We start from the raw sequence: 14,714 nt of genomic DNA, 5'->3' as shown, positions 1-14,714 counted from the left end.
TGTTTGAAAGATATCAGATTTCAGACATCAGATTTCAGATTTTAGGTCTGAAGTCTTGAATCTAGCATCTGACTTCTTATTTCTAATATTAACTGTTTTACAAAAAAAGACTTGGAAACGTTCCAAATCTTTTTTTTATGATTTTTATTAAAACTTTCCGATGTCTTCTCTGTAGAAACTGTAATCGAAGTGAACCGGAAGTGCATCTTCGTATACTTTCTTGCGAGCTTCTTCATAAGTAGCACCCGTTGCAACCAGGTTAAGAACTCTACCCCCGTTGGAAACCACTTTGTCTCCTTTTCGGATCGCTCCGGCGTGTAGCAACTGACTGTGTTTTACTTTATCTTCTCCTTTGATCTCGAAGCCTATTTCTATATTTCTCGGGTAACCTCCTGAACACATTACCAGACATACGGCTTTTTCGTCTTTAAACTTAAGCTCGATGTCTTTTCCGCTCATACAGTCATTGATCACATCCAAAAGATTGTTTTCCATAAGAGCCATCAATACCTGAGTTTCAGGATCTCCGAATCTCATGTTGTATTCAAGCAGGTAAGTCCCGTTTTTAGTAACCATTAATCCGAAGAAGATAATCCCTTTAAAGCTAAATCCTTCTTCTTTAAGACCGCGAACAGTAGGCTCCAAAATATTTTTTTCAAAATCAGCCTGATGTTCAGCAGTAAATTCCGGGCTTGGTGCCACAGATCCCATACCACCTGTATTAGGTCCTGTATCTCCGTTTCCGGCTTTTTTATAATCTTTAGCAGCAATACAAGGGAATAGTTTTTCTCCGTTTGAGAAAGCAATGATTGAAGCTTCAAAACCTTGTAAAAATTCTTCGATAACCAAACGGATACCTGCATCTCCATAAATTCTGCGAATCATGAAATCGTGGATTGTAGCTTCAGCTTCTTCCAGGGTATCACAAATTACAACACCTTTTCCGCCTGCTAAACCACTTGCTTTGATCACTAAAGGGTATTCCTGAGTCTGAACGTATTCTTTAGCTTCGTTATACGAATCAAATACTACAGCTTTTGCTGTTTTAATATCATAGGTCTGCATAAATTTCTTAGAGAAAGCCTTGCTTCCTTCAAGACTTGCCACTTTCTGGTTCGGACCAAAAACTTTAAGATCATGTTTCTTAAACTCATCTTTCAAACCAGCTACAAGTGGAGCTTCAGGACCTACAATCGTTAGATCCACCTTTTCCTTGATAGCAAAGTCTCTAAGTTCTTTAATTTCTGATAAATGAACATTTTTCCCTATTACATCCGTACTTGCATTTCCATTAGCAAAAAACATTTTAGTAACTCTGGAGTCTTTATGAAGTTTCGCTGCCAATGCAGACTCTCTTCCACCTTCACCTATGATTAAGATTCTCATACTTTATTTAATTATCTAGTCTATATTATACAAATATATAATTTTGAAAGCGATAAATGCCACCTCAAAACTACTTTTTAATTCTAATTTAATTAATGTAAAAAATGTCTAACTCCTGTAAACATCATCGGAATTCCGTGCTCATTTGCAGCTTCGATGCTTTCCTGATCTTTTACACTTCCTCCCGGCTGGATGATCGCTTTGATACCTTCCTTAGCGCAGAAATCTACAACATCACGGAAAGGGAAAAAAGCGTCTGAAGCTAATACAAGATTTCCGGAGAATTTCTCTTTAGCTCTTTCGATTGCCTGCTGAGTTGCCCAGATTCTGTTAACCTGGCCTCCTCCGATTCCAAAAGCCTGAATACCGTTAGAAACTACTATCGCATTAGATTTTACATATTTTACAACCCTTTGAGAGAAAAGCAATGCTTTTTTCTGCTCTTCAGTAGGCTGTACATCGGTAACTACTTTAATATCTTCAGAGAAATAAGTATCGTTATCCTGAACCAGCATTCCTCCATCAATTTTCACCCATGTCTGCTTATCGGAAACCGGATTTACGATCTTTATAATTCTTAGGTTTTTCTTTTTTCTTAAAATTTCAAGAGCCTCCTCATCAAAATCAGGAGCCATAACAATTTCAAGGAAAGTTTTGTTTAATTCTTCAGCAGTAGCCGCATCGATCTTATAGTTCATTGCAACAATTCCGCCAAAAATTGAAATAGGATCACATTCAAAAGTTTTTTGATACGTTTCCAATGCTGAAGTCCCGATCGCCACGCCACAAGGTGTAGAGTGTTTCACTGCACAACAAGCCATCTCTTCTTTGAATTCAGTAACCACTTTCCAGCAAAGATCCATATCGCGGAGATTGTTGAAAGAAAGTTCTTTTCCTCCAAGTTGTTCGAAATCTTTCATCGCTCCGTTTTCGAAAGTGGAAACATAATAAGCAGCAGTCTGATGAGGGTTTTCACCGTATCTCAGATCAGCAGCTTTTTTATAAGATGCACTTAAATAAGTAGGATATTCCTCTTCTAAAAGCATTCTTGAAATAGCAGCATCGTAAGCAGAAGTAAGATTGAACACTTTACCGGCCAACTTTTTACGGGTTTCGATATACGTGTCTCCATTCTGTTCCATTTCAATTTTTACGGTTGTATAATCTTCAACATCAGTAATTACAGTAACAGAGTCAAAATTTTTGGCTGCTGAACGAAGCATTGAAGGACCACCGATATCGATAAATTCTACCTTTTCATGTAGAGAAATATCTTTGTTTACGTTTTCAAAGAAAGGATAAAGGTTTACAATAACCATATCGATCAAACCAATTCCGTGTTCCTGAACCGTCTTCATGTGTTCCTCATTGGAACGGACAGCAAGGAGCCCGCCATGAACTTTTGGATGCAGGGTTTTTACTCTGCCATCCAGCATCTCAGGGAAATTGGTCACCTCATCAATCTGAATCGGATTCAGACCGGCTTCCTTCAAATGTTTGAAGGTACCTCCGGTAGAAATCAATTCGTAGTTTTGAGCTTCCAAAAACTGAGCGAATTCTATTAATCCACTTTTGTCAGAAACACTGATTAAAACTCTCTTTTTACTCATCTTACTTTCAATTTTTTACTTTTCACAGCTATCTCAAACTGTATTTCCGGTCTTTCACCTCCGGATTTACTTTTATTTTACTTAGATTTTTTTAATTGTAACAATGTCCCTTTCCAGCAATGTAATCTTATCAAACAGGTATATTGTATTAATTCCCTAATACTTTATTGATCGCTATCGGAAAAATTTCGTACTCAATCTTGTGTACTTTTCCAGCCAATGTTTCCGGAGTATCATTTTCTGTAACGTCAAATGCTTTCTGAAGGATAGCCTGGCCTTCGTCAATTCCCGGAGTTACAAAATGAACTGTTGCCCCACTTTCTTTTTCTTTAGCTTCAATAACGGCATTATGAACATTCATTCCCCACATTCCTTTTCCACCAAATTTGGGGAGCAAAGCAGGATGAATATTAATTATTTTACCATTCCAGTTTTCGCAGAATTCAGGTTTCAGAATAGATAAGAACCCTGCCAATACAATTAAATCAGTATTTTCAGGAATTACTTTGCTCAATTCACTGCTGAAATTTTTCCCTCTTGGAATGAGTATATTTTTTATATGATGATTTTTTGCTCTTTCCAGCCCGTAGCATTCTCTGTCTGCAACAACCAAGGACACTCTTGCATTTTGGATTTCTCCACTTTCAATGGTATCTAAGATTCTCTGAAGATTGGTCCCGGAACCAGAAACGAGTACAACGATGTTTTTCATTAATTTAGATACTAGATGTCGGATATCAGATTTCAGACTATTCCGTCTTGTATCTGATATCTGACATTTGAGTCTTTTAAAATGTTAATTTTATTTTCTCACTTCCTTCCGTGATTTCTCCTATTTCGTAAGCATCATCCAGCAGGTGTAAAACTTTCTCGGCATGTTCAGCATCTACAACAACGATCATTCCCACTCCCATATTGAAAGTTCCGAACATTTCTTCGCGCGCTACTCCACCTCTTTTTTCAAGTTCAAGCATTATGCTTGGGATCTGTATTTTTGAAGCATCGATAGAAGCACACAAACCTTCAGGAATAATTCTTGGGATATTTTCATACAACCCACCTCCCGTGATGTGAGCGATTCCTGCAACTTTTACTTCTCCGATTACTTTATGAATATCTTTATAGTACAATCTTGTAGGAACCAATAATGTTTCATACAAAGGTTTTCCTTCAAATTCTTCTTCAAAATTCGGGAATACTTTTCTTACCAGTGAAAATCCATTGGAATGGAATCCTGAACTCGGTAATGCAATGATCTTATTTCCCGGTTTTATTTTAGAACCATCAATAATCTGATCTTTTTCAACAATTCCTACACAGAATCCTGCAACATCATAGTCTCCAGGCTGATACATCCCCGGCATTTCAGCGGTCTCACCACCTATCAATGCACAGTTGTTATCTTTACAGGCTTCTACCATTCCTAAAACAATTTCTGCTGCAATTTCAGAGTCTAATTTTCCACAAGCCAGATAATCCAGGAAGAACAATGGCTTGGCACCGTGACATAAAATATCATTGGCACACATTGCGAAGCAATCTACACCGATAGAGTCATATTTTTTAGAATCTAAAGCTACTTTAAGCTTAGTTCCTACTCCATCCGTACCGGAAACCAGTACCGGATTTTTATATCCACCGATTTCATAGAAAGCCCCAAAACTTCCCAAATGGTTCAGTACATTGGAATTGTGGGTCTCACCAACCGCTTTTTTGATCTTATCAACGGTTTTGTATCCTTCTTCTTTGTCTACTCCTGCAGATTTGTAAGTATTGCTCATGTTATTATTTAGATTTTAGATGCCAGATTTCAGATTGCAGACTATTGAAAATCTAATATCTTACATCTGAAGTATTCCTACCTTTTTATTATAATTTTATTTAAAATTTAGAAAATAAAAAAGCCGACAATCTTAGTAGATTATCGGCCAGTATTTTATCTGAGAATTTTAGAGCCCACAGTTTTCCCTTTTATGGAAAAACATTCTTTGAAAGTGGACTGAATTTTCATCTCTTTTTCTTTTTGCAAAAATAGTAATTTTAAATTAAAATTCAAATTCTATTTTTCAAGGATTGTTTCAATGGCAGAAATCTTAATAATTTTCTCTCTCAACTCATTATCTTTTTCTTCATTAGAAATCTTTTCAGCTGTTTTATCAAAATTATCGTTGAAGAAAGGAAGAGAGAATGTTTCTACAATATTTCCTCCGTGGAAAGGGAAACGTTTTGTTGCAGCTTCCAAAACCCCGGCTCCACCTCTCCCTCCCGGTGATGTAGACATTAAAAGCATTGGTATTTCATTCCACACTGTTCTGTCCTTGATTCTTGAAACCCAATCAAATACATTTTTAAAAGCTGTTGAATATGTTCCGTTATGTTCAGGTAAAGAAACCAAGAGTACATTAGCGCCATCAATTTTTGCTGCAAAATCTTTTGCTTCCTGAGGTACTCCTCCTGCCAATTCTCTCTCATGCTTATAAATAGGCATTTCGAAAGGGTTAAGGTCTACTACTTCTACTTCTGCTTTTCCCGCAAACAAAGAAGCTGCGTAGGATACCAAATGCTTATTCATTGATGCTTCGGAATTACTTCCTGCTATTGCTAAAACTTTCATTCTGTTTAATTTTTTTTAATGTCTACAAATTTAATTTTTATTTTAGATAAGATGGTAATTCCATTGGCACTTCCATCAATAATATTTCTGTGTCCTCAATTGCTTCAATATTAAAGCTTTGGGTATCCCAGATTCCTAATCCGTCTCTCTCATTTAAGATTCTGTCGCCTACTTTTGCACTTCCTTTTAGAACAAATGCATACACCCCATTTCCTTTTTTGTTAAACACATAGTTTTTACCATTCCCTTTTGTAAAGTTAGCCAGGTTAAACCATGCATCCTGATGAATCCACACTCCATCATCATTTTTGTTGGGTGAAAGAATCTGCTGGAAACCATTAATTTTCTCTCCTTCTTTGATGCTTTTCTGATCATATCGGGGCTCTACATTCAGCTCTCTTGGAAACACCCAGATCTGAAGAAATTTCACCTCCTCATCCTTGTTTTTATTGTATTCGCTATGCTGAACACCTGTCCCGGCACTCATTACCTGAATCTCTCCTTTTTTGATAACCGCCGTTGTACCCATTGAATCTTTATGCTCCAGATCTCCTTCTAATGGAATAGAAATGATTTCCATATCTCTGTGAGGATGTGTTCCGAATCCCATTCCCTGAGAGACGGTATCGTCATTCAACACTCTTAAAACTCCGAAGTTTGTTCTTTCAGGATTTTGATAGTTTGCAAAACTGAAAGTATGGTAGCTGTTTAACCAACCATGATTAGCATGGCCTCTTGAATCTGATTTATGATATACTGTTTTCATATTGTGATTAATTATGGTACAAATGTACAGAGCGTAGACGGAGTGGATATTGATGTAGGGTAAGAAAGGAAAAAAAGGAGAAATCGTTGAAAGGTGAAAAGGCAAAATCGCTGAATTGCGGAACTGCAAAATCGCCATCTTTGTCGATGAACAACTTTCACCCTTTGATAAAAACTTTTTTCAACAAACATTCCTAGCGATTAAACGATTTAACTGTTCTGACTTTTCGCCTTTCGGCATTTTTGCCATTTTGCTTTTCATCTATTCAGCCACATCGTCATTCTTCGCCTCTTCTTCAATTGTTGTCCCAAAGATATGCTGACGGTGATTTTTACCCCAATTTCCCAATGATTCTACCACAGGGTGAAGTGTTTTTGTATATTCCGTCGGTAAGTATTCAATAGAAACAGGATATGTATCCTTCACAACCCTTTCAAGCAAACCATTTTGTTCTAATTCCTTTAATTCTTTGGCTAAAACTTTCGAAGTAAGCTTGGGAATGCTACGTTCAATCTCTGTGAAACGCTTATTTCCGGCATTCAAAGAAATGATGATCTGTAATTTCCATTTCCCATTAATGACATCCAATGTATCCTGAACAGGTTTAAGAGCCTTTGTACAATCTTTATGATTATGTTGTTTTTCCATTATTCCACTTTCCTTTAGGTAACCACTATACTTTTGAAAGTAAATTTACAATAATTTTGACATTAATAAAAACAAAAAAAATTTAAACAAAATGGCTAACATTTTAAATATCAAAACAAGTATTGTAGGAGAAAATTCTATAAGCAATCATTTATCTCAGACTGTTATCAATCAATTGCTGGATAAAAATCCCGGGAGCACGGTTGTTGTCCGTGATCTTGGTTTAAATCCTATCCCCCATCTGGAGATTCATCATTTTAGTGCTTCAAGAATTCCGGATGAGGAAAAGAATGATGAACAGAAAGAAGCTTCAAAATATTCTAACGAAGCATTAAAAGAAGTTCAGGATTCAGATATTATTGTTATAGGAGTTCCTTTTTATAATTTCAGTTTTCCGTCAACTTTAAAATCCTGGATCGATAGCATATCTGTTGCAGGTAAAACATTTTCTTATATTGACGGGGTTCCAAAAGGTCTTCTGCAAAATAAAAAAAATATACCTGAATTTCGCATCCGGAGGTGTGTATGAAAATGGACTTATTGAAAATATGGAAACCTACTTAAAAACCTTATTCGGTTTCATCGGTATTACGGATATCAAAGTTTTCAAATCTCAGGGAACCATGGTTCCACAGTTGAAAGAAACAAATTTATCAAAAGTAATTGCTGAGATTGAAGAACTGGTATAATTCAATTGAGCTAATAAAAATGTAAGTTTTGGCTAAGCCGTTTTTATACTCTTATTGTTGAGGTGGGTTTAAACCCACCTTTTTCATTACAGGAGGATTAGTATATTTTTGGTAAAAAGATTAAAAAGCCTCCTTAATTTTGGAATTTCGTTTAAGATAGAAAAGTAAAGCGAAAATAATCAGCATAAGGGCAATCAGAGATTCTAAAATTGCAGAAGTATAATTGGAAAAACTGCCCAAAACATTCGTTACAACCCCTGTCCCTATTTGATTGGCCGCCATCAAAAAGCCAGATACCAAAACCGAAAACATCGGAAACTCTACTGTTCCCCAACCTATAGATCCGGGAAAGATACTTCCCATAAAAAAACCAATGAAAAACATCAGCAATAAAAGGATATTTATATCAGGATCAACTACCATCAGGGTAAGAAATCCGGCAACAAACAATGGTGATATCAGAAAGACATATGATATATTAAATTTCTTTGAGAAAATCCCAAACAGCAGGCGGTTTATAGCAATGCCACCCCAAAATAAAGAAAGCCCAAGACTGGCTTTGCTGTTATCCAATCCTTGATTTTTGAGTATTATTCCTCCAAAGCTCCCAAATGTTCCTTCGATACAGCCGTACAAAATAATGGTGATAAAAAAGATCCATAATTTTCCAGGGATTTTAAAATGATTAGGAAGCTGGAACAATGTTCCTTTTTGTATTTTTAAAAATAAAAACATAACAAAGGCAACGGATACCATTATAAATATACTTCCGGGAACATATTTCCAGTTTTTCACATCACCTATCAGATTCATCATTAAAGGAGAAGTAGATGTCCCCAACCCTACCAGAAACTGTAAAATTAAAATTGCAGAAGACCTGTTATCATCAAACAGGCTTGCAGCCAATGGATTCAAAGTGGTAATAGAAAGTCCGAATCCGGCTCCCATAAAGGCTACTAAAACCATCAATACCGGAAACACCAGAGTTTTATTCGCCATAAAATAATGGAGCATCCACAAACAACCTGTAGATATAATCATCAGCAAAAGCCCACAAACCAGAACCGGCTTAGGTCCTGTTTTATTAATCAGGAACGGTGCTCCGAAGCAGGCAACTATAATACATATAACCTGAGGGATAAAAAGATTTCCAAATTGTGATGAAGTAAGTGTAAATAATGAAGGGTCTGTAAAAACAGTTCCCAATGCTGGAAACACCACAAAATTAACTCCCGTTAAAAATGCTAAAATATAAACGACAATGATGGTGACTGTTTTAGAATTCATTACATTAATTTAGCCTTTATATGATCCCCAACACGTAAAGCCATCGCAATAATAGTAAGAGCCGGATTTACAGCACCACTGGAAACAAAAAATCCTCCGTCTACGATATACAGATTTTCTAAATCGTGACTTTTGCAGTAGATATCTACAACCGACGTCCCCGAATCGGTTCCCATTTTTGTCGTTCCGTTCTGATGAGCCGGAGAAGCAATGTCCATCCCTTTACTAAAATAGAAACCTTTGAATAAAAAGCTCTCAAATTTACCTGATGCTTTTAAAGCTTTGATCAGCTCAGCCTTTAAAAATTCGTGTCCCTTTTGATTGTTTTCAGAATAGGCAATCCTGATTTGTCCGTTTTCTACAGTAACCCTATTTTCAGGATCCGGCAAATCTTCTGAAGTCAGCCAAAAATCTACGGCGTGTCTGGCCATCAATTCAAACGTAAAGCCGGGAGCTGCAACAGGACTATCGGCTCTGATCTGATACTCATCTGATTTTCCCAACATCTGAATATGTCCAAGAGGAAACTCATATCCACGGTTAGCATGGTAGAAGTCATTCACACCGAATGTTTTACCGAATTTTGTAGGATTAGGTTCTGTGTACAACGCAACAAGAGCTGTATTCTGGTGGAACATGTAGTTTCTTCCGACCTGATCCGAAGTATTGGCGAGCCCTGTAGGAAATCGTTCACTTTTACTTTCAAGCAATATAGCCGCAGAATTGATAGCTCCTGCTGAAAGAATAACAAGATCTGATGTAAGGGTTTTTATCTGTCCATTTTGTTCTATAACAACTTCTGAAATCCTGGTTCCGGTATTATTGGTATTCAATCTAATGACTTTTGTATTCGTCATCAATTCCACGTTGGGATACTCAAGCGCTTTTGACAATGAACATAAGTGCGCATCTCCTTTTCTTTCGGCGGCATCAGGAAAACCATCAAAACGGTCCAGCACATAAGGCGTATTAGCTGTTTTATGAGGTTCAAAGTTAACTCCTATGGGTAATTCAAAAGGATGCAGTCCATAATCGGTGAGTTCATCAACAATTTCCTGTATCCTTGGCTCATGGGGCAAAGGCGGGTATGGATAAGGTTCTGCATCATAAGGTTCCGTAGGATCAGATCCTCTTTTACCATGAACATGGAAAAGCTTTTCAGCTTCCAGATAGTAATCCTTTAAATCTTCATATTGAATAGGCCAAGCTGGTGAAGTTCCGCCATAATGTTTTATTTCTTTAAAATCTTCCTCCCTTAAACGAAATAAAGCAGCTCCATAAAATTTGGTATTTCCACCTACATTATAATGCATACCGGGACGAAATGGCTTCCCATGTTTATCCAGCCATAAATCGGTTGTTGTATATCTGTTCTTTTCAAAAACCTCTATGGAATCCCAATTCTCTTTTTCAACGGGCACATAATCTCCTCTTTCAATAACCACAATTTTTTTGCCGCTATCGGCCAATCGGTAAGCCATTGTTGCACCTCCGGCTCCACTTCCTATAATGATGATATCGTACATTATTACTATTTTAATCAATCTAAATTAAAAATTTAAAGCCATGACTAGCTTAATAAAAGTTTAAATTCCGATTGATTGTATAAATAAAGAACGATGACTCGTTCTGAATATGGATATATTAAATAATCTCATCAATTTTATGGAACAGTTGCAAACTTCATTTTATGATGGATAAATCTGTAATTTAAACTATGTTTTGGCTAAAGCCATTTGTATAAATTAGAAAAGCGGGCTAAAGCCCGCTTCTGTTGATATATTTTTCGACATAATTGTATTTCTGCCTTCTAACTTCTAATATCTGATATATTATTTATTGATATAAAATTAAAAATGGACCTGTTGAATTTCTTCTTCAATTTCTTTAGGTGTTTCATCTTCTGATTTAATAAAAATCATTGTAAGGACGGCTCCAAGCAACATACAAACACCTCCTACAACAACATACCCAATTGCATAATTCCCAAAGAATCCGCTTACAATAGGCCCACCAAAAAGACCGTTGATAATCTGAGGAATTACAATAAAGAAATTAAAGATTCCCATGTATACTCCCATCTTTCTTTGAGGAATCACTTCTATTAACATGGCATAAGGCATCGCTAAAATACTCGCCCAAGCAAAACCTAATCCAACCATTGATATCCATAGATGATTTGTATCCTTAATAAGGTACATGGAGATTAATCCTAATCCTCCACAAGTTAGAGCCAAAGCATGCGTTTGTTTCTTTCCAATCCATTTTGCAATGGGAGTCAGTAAAAAAGCAAAAGGAATAGCACAAAAGTTATATACTGCAAACAATTCATTTTGCAAATCACCAGCATTATTAAATTCCTTGGAATGTGTATTTTCTGGAGAAAGTCCAAAATGATGAGTAGCTATGGCACTTGTTGTAAACACCCACATTGTAAAAAGAGCAAACCAAGAAAAAAAACTGAACAATCCCTAATCTCTTCATTTGCTTTGGGATACTAGCAAAGTCTTTAAAAATATCACTAAACTTAGATGATTCTTCCACGACTTCCTTTCCATCTGCAAATTCTGCAAACTCTTTTGGAGAATACTCCTTAGTTGTTAAAATTGTATAAAGTATCGTTATCAACAATAATATTGCCCCTACATAAAAAGAGTAAATAACATTATTACCCACAAAGCCAGTACGAGCCTCATTAGATACCCCTAGTTTAGTAAGTAAACTTGGCAAATAAGAACCAATAACTGCTCCAATACCTATCAATATTGTTTGAACTGAAAATCCAATTGTTCCCTGATGTTTTGGAAGCATATCCCCTACCAACGCACGGAACGGTTCCATTGCAACATTGATGGATGCATCCATCATGGCCAAAAATATCACAGCTAATAATAAGACATTTGCTGCCATCATATGGGTTGCGGAAGCAGCATTGGGAAGTAGTACCAGGCCTATTGCGCACAAAATGGCTCCTATTAAGAAGTAAGGCTTCCTTCTTCCCAATGGGCTCCAGGTATTATCCCCCATGTGACCGATAATAGGCTGAACAATCAATCCGGTAACGGGAGCGACCAACCAAAACCAGGAAAGCTCGTGAACATCTGCTCCAAAGTTGGCAAGAATCCGGCTGGCATTTCCGTTTTGTAAACCAAAAGCCATCTGAATCCCTAAAAATCCCATACTCATATTGATGATCTGAGCCATGGAAAGATTCGGTTTTACTTTTTTAGCCATTGTCTGTTATTTGGTTTTCAATTGCTGCAAAAGCACATCCTCAATCGGTGCCTTTTCAGCCACCACTTTATCTATTACATCATTTGGAACCGTTACGGAAAGGACATATTGTTTTACTTTCCAGCTTCCGTTTATTTTTTCCACTACACCGGAACCACGACAGATTTTCATCTGGGTATCCAGTAATTCATCGAACCAGGCTAGTTTACCGTCTTTACTGAAATACACATTTCTTTTCAAAGAAGTAAAATTCCAGGTCTTCTTTTTATCAAAATACGGCTTAGCCCAAACCATAAAAGCTTTTTTATCCCAAACTTCTGTGGCATCAGTCCCGATGAATGTAGACTCATCAGCAAAATAATTAAAATATGCAGTATAATCTGCTTTGGCAGCAGCAACATTGAATCCGTCGAGCATGGTTCCGATCTCAGCTTTATCTTTCTCGAATTTAGACTGCGCTGAAGAATAGTTGATAGCAAACACCAGGAGTACCAGCGTATAAATGATTGTTATTTTTTTCATATTCTAATTTAAGATATTTGATGTCATTATTTTTGTAATTCAATCACAAGCGATGTTTTTGCAGGTATGGTGATGGTGTTCTGTAATGAAAATTCCTTCCCTGAAATGATATCTTTTCCCTTTTTAATGGTGCCTATAGATTCAGCAAATCGTTTTAAATCCAAAACCTGCTCTTTTTTATTATTATTTAAAACAACCATAACACTGTCTTTTTCATTATACCTGAAATATACGAAAACATTGTCTTGGGGAATATAATTTTTGGTTTTTCCCGTATGAATAACCTCTTTCCCTTTTCTCCAGTTCAGAAGTTTTTGGGTAAAAGTGTAGAATTCCTTTTGCTTTTCCGTTTGGGTTGAAGGATTAAAAGCATTTTGACTGTCTGATTTCCATCCTCCCGGAAAGTCTCTTCGAATATCAGCATCTCCTCCTTTCTTTTTATCCCCCCCTCATTCCTATTTCAGAACCATAATATATTTGCGGAATTCCCCGGACAGTTGAAATTACTGTTAAAGCCATTTTGTACGCATCCGGGTCAGCATTAAAAATTTCATTCCATCTCTCGGTATCATGATTTTCGAAAAAGACCATCACATTATCAATATCAGGATACAGGAAATCACTGGTAAATACGTTATACAATTTAATCAGCCCGCTATCCCAACCATTTTTTTCAGTAAATGCTTTAGATAGATCCCCATACAGCATAAAATCCATTACAGAAGGTAAATTGGAATTATAATGAGCAGCCTCTCCTGTTTTTGAATCTTTCTGCCAGGCCGAAATCTGACCGGCTGTATATAACCACGTTTCACCAACAATATTAAATTTCGGATATTCATCAGTAATGGCTTTTGCCCATTTTGCCATCGCTTCTTTATCGTTATAAGGATAGGTATCCACACGAAAACCTCCCAGCTCGGCATATTCGATCCACCAGATTGCATTCTGGATCAGATATTTCAGAACCAAAGGATTTTTTTGGTTGATGTCGGGCATTGTTTTATCAAACCATCCATCCAAAGCATATTTTGTATCAATATCAGATGCATTGGTATCAAACTGAGTCGTTGTTTTATAATTCGAACGATAGAAGCCTTTTTCTCCTTCATCAAACCAATGGATCCAATCTTTGGTTGGCAGATCCCTGATCATCCAGTGTGAAACTCCCCAGTGGTTGGTAACATAATCCAAAACAAGTTTCATATTCCGCTTATTCAGTTCACGGGACAGTTCACGGTAATCTTCGTTGGTACCATAACGTCCATCGATTTTATAAAGATCTGTTTGTGCATATCCATGATAAGAATATACTTTTTCATTATCTTCAGTAACCGGAGTTAGCCATACGGATGTAGCACCTAAATTCTGGATATAATCAAGATTATTGATAATACCGCGGAGGTCGCCACCATGCCTTCCGTTGGGAAGCTTTCTGTTTGCTTTTTCAGTAAGATCAGGCTGAGAATCGTTCTTCTCATCACCATTGGCAAAACGATCCGGCATGATCAGATACATCACATCTTTAGAGGTAAAGGACTCCCTGTTGGCTGAATTGGGATTTCTTTGTCTGAGTTCATAAGAATAAGAAGCTATATTTTCAGTTCCTCTTTTTATGTTGATTTTAAACTCAGAAGCATTAATTTCATCCGTATTAATGGTAACGAAGAGATAGTTTGGGTTCTCAACTTTCCGGATATCTTTAATTCTAATACCATTGGACAGCTCAATCCCATAATCTGCGATGTTCTTTCCATAAATCAATAACTGAAGCTCAGGATTTTTCATCCCTTTCCACCAAAATGCAGGCTCTACTCTTTCTAATGTTTTCAACTGGGAAAAAGCAAGGCAACCTGTCAAAAGAGCTAATATTGTATATAGTTTTTTCATAATGGACTTGGTTTAAAAAAACCTTACAGGAATCATATACCTGTAAGGTTTAAGTTTTAAGTTGGTTC

General features: G+C 36.7%; 12 protein-coding genes and 2 pseudogenes. 2 read left to right on the top strand and 12 right to left on the bottom strand.

Features of this window, described 5'->3' with window-relative positions; all coding sequences use genetic code 11:
• Positions 1 to 147: 147 nt before the first annotated feature.
• The 7 genes from purD to ACJ5H0_RS20165 all read right to left on the bottom strand — a co-directional run bounded on the left by purD (position 148) and on the right by ACJ5H0_RS20165 (position 7,024).
• Complete coding sequence (gene purD / locus ACJ5H0_RS20195) at positions 148 to 1,386, bottom strand: phosphoribosylamine--glycine ligase (protein WP_273647519.1); 1,239 nt, start codon at positions 1,384 to 1,386, stop codon at positions 148 to 150.
• A gap of 92 nt (positions 1,387 to 1,478) precedes the next feature.
• On the bottom strand, positions 1,479 to 2,996 hold the full coding sequence (gene purH, locus ACJ5H0_RS20190) for a bifunctional phosphoribosylaminoimidazolecarboxamide formyltransferase/IMP cyclohydrolase (RefSeq protein ID WP_273647518.1): 1,518 nt from the start codon (positions 2,994 to 2,996) through the stop codon (positions 1,479 to 1,481).
• A 148-nt stretch (positions 2,997 to 3,144) separates the two neighbouring features.
• Positions 3,145 to 3,708, bottom strand: a complete 564-nt coding sequence (purN, locus tag ACJ5H0_RS20185; protein ID WP_411251814.1) for a phosphoribosylglycinamide formyltransferase — start codon at positions 3,706 to 3,708, stop codon at positions 3,145 to 3,147.
• Between the two features lie 76 nt (positions 3,709 to 3,784).
• Complete coding sequence (purM, locus tag ACJ5H0_RS20180) at positions 3,785 to 4,777, bottom strand: phosphoribosylformylglycinamidine cyclo-ligase (RefSeq protein WP_172277771.1); 993 nt, start codon at positions 4,775 to 4,777, stop codon at positions 3,785 to 3,787.
• A gap of 278 nt (positions 4,778 to 5,055) precedes the next feature.
• Complete coding sequence (locus tag ACJ5H0_RS20175; protein ID WP_273647515.1) at positions 5,056 to 5,610, bottom strand: NADPH-dependent FMN reductase; 555 nt, start codon at positions 5,608 to 5,610, stop codon at positions 5,056 to 5,058.
• A gap of 37 nt (positions 5,611 to 5,647) precedes the next feature.
• Entirely contained in the window at positions 5,648 to 6,376 is a 729-nt protein-coding gene (locus ACJ5H0_RS20170; protein WP_172277767.1) for a pirin family protein, read from the bottom strand.
• 261 nt (positions 6,377 to 6,637) lie between these two features.
• Positions 6,638 to 7,024: a winged helix-turn-helix transcriptional regulator gene (locus ACJ5H0_RS20165; RefSeq protein ID WP_172277765.1), complete on the bottom strand. Its 387-nt coding sequence runs from the start codon at positions 7,022 to 7,024 to the stop codon at positions 6,638 to 6,640.
• A gap of 91 nt (positions 7,025 to 7,115) precedes the next feature.
• Between ACJ5H0_RS20165 and ACJ5H0_RS20160 the strand changes: the two genes are divergently transcribed.
• Together ACJ5H0_RS20160 and ACJ5H0_RS20155 are read left to right on the top strand one after the other, a co-directional pair.
• A complete protein-coding gene (locus ACJ5H0_RS20160; protein WP_411251813.1) occupies positions 7,116 to 7,553 on the top strand; it encodes an FMN-dependent NADH-azoreductase in 438 nt (145 codons plus the stop codon).
• 19 nt (positions 7,554 to 7,572) lie between these two features.
• Positions 7,573 to 7,713, top strand: coding sequence for a hypothetical protein (locus ACJ5H0_RS20155; RefSeq protein ID WP_411251812.1), 141 nt, complete (start codon positions 7,573 to 7,575; stop codon positions 7,711 to 7,713).
• Between the two features lie 120 nt (positions 7,714 to 7,833).
• Here ACJ5H0_RS20155 and ACJ5H0_RS20150 read toward each other — a convergent pair whose 3' ends face one another.
• From ACJ5H0_RS20150 to ACJ5H0_RS20130, 5 genes and pseudogenes are all read right to left on the bottom strand, one after another.
• Complete coding sequence (locus ACJ5H0_RS20150) at positions 7,834 to 9,000, bottom strand: MFS transporter (protein ID WP_411251810.1); 1,167 nt, start codon at positions 8,998 to 9,000, stop codon at positions 7,834 to 7,836.
• Positions 9,000 to 10,526 carry a GMC oxidoreductase gene (locus ACJ5H0_RS20145; protein WP_411251806.1) on the bottom strand — a complete coding sequence of 509 codons (1,527 nt, stop codon included), beginning with the start codon at positions 10,524 to 10,526 and terminating at the stop codon, positions 9,000 to 9,002. Before ACJ5H0_RS20145 ends, ACJ5H0_RS20150 begins: the two co-directional genes overlap by 1 nt.
• A gap of 324 nt (positions 10,527 to 10,850) precedes the next feature.
• Positions 10,851 to 12,234, bottom strand: a pseudogene (locus ACJ5H0_RS20140) (MFS transporter).
• A 6-nt stretch (positions 12,235 to 12,240) separates the two neighbouring features.
• The gene (locus tag ACJ5H0_RS20135; RefSeq protein ID WP_273647511.1) at positions 12,241 to 12,756 is read right to left on the bottom strand and encodes a nuclear transport factor 2 family protein; all 516 of its coding nucleotides are present in this window, start codon (positions 12,754 to 12,756) and stop codon (positions 12,241 to 12,243) included.
• A 26-nt stretch (positions 12,757 to 12,782) separates the two neighbouring features.
• A pseudogene (locus ACJ5H0_RS20130) lies at positions 12,783 to 14,646 on the bottom strand (glycoside hydrolase family 13 protein).
• Positions 14,647 to 14,714 lie beyond the last annotated feature (68 nt).

This window comes from Chryseobacterium proteolyticum, assembly GCF_046591535.1.
In the GTDB taxonomy this organism is placed as follows: domain Bacteria; phylum Bacteroidota; class Bacteroidia; order Flavobacteriales; family Weeksellaceae; genus Chryseobacterium; species Chryseobacterium proteolyticum.
This window is presented reverse-complemented; position numbering and strand designations above follow the sequence as displayed.

Bases quoted from the DNA above. Each gene is read 5' to 3' on its own strand.
- purD (WP_273647519.1), bottom strand. From the start codon at position 1,386: ATGAGAATCTTAATCATAGGTGAAGGTGGAAGAGAGTCTGCATTGGCA.
- purH (WP_273647518.1), bottom strand. From the start codon at position 2,996: ATGAGTAAAAAGAGAGTTTTAATCAGTGTTTCTGACAAAAGTGGATTA.
- purN (WP_411251814.1), bottom strand. From the start codon at position 3,708: ATGAAAAACATCGTTGTACTCGTTTCTGGTTCCGGGACCAATCTTCAG.
- purM (WP_172277771.1), bottom strand. From the start codon at position 4,777: ATGAGCAATACTTACAAATCTGCAGGAGTAGACAAAGAAGAAGGATAC.
- ACJ5H0_RS20175 (WP_273647515.1), bottom strand. From the start codon at position 5,610: ATGAAAGTTTTAGCAATAGCAGGAAGTAATTCCGAAGCATCAATGAAT.
- ACJ5H0_RS20170 (WP_172277767.1), bottom strand. From the start codon at position 6,376: ATGAAAACAGTATATCATAAATCAGATTCAAGAGGCCATGCTAATCAT.
- ACJ5H0_RS20165 (WP_172277765.1), bottom strand. From the start codon at position 7,024: ATGGAAAAACAACATAATCATAAAGATTGTACAAAGGCTCTTAAACCT.
- ACJ5H0_RS20160 (WP_411251813.1), top strand. From the start codon at position 7,116: ATGGCTAACATTTTAAATATCAAAACAAGTATTGTAGGAGAAAATTCT.
- ACJ5H0_RS20155 (WP_411251812.1), top strand. From the start codon at position 7,573: ATGGAAACCTACTTAAAAACCTTATTCGGTTTCATCGGTATTACGGAT.
- ACJ5H0_RS20150 (WP_411251810.1), bottom strand. From the start codon at position 9,000: ATGAATTCTAAAACAGTCACCATCATTGTCGTTTATATTTTAGCATTT.
- ACJ5H0_RS20145 (WP_411251806.1), bottom strand. From the start codon at position 10,526: ATGTACGATATCATCATTATAGGAAGTGGAGCCGGAGGTGCAACAATG.
- ACJ5H0_RS20135 (WP_273647511.1), bottom strand. From the start codon at position 12,756: ATGAAAAAAATAACAATCATTTATACGCTGGTACTCCTGGTGTTTGCT.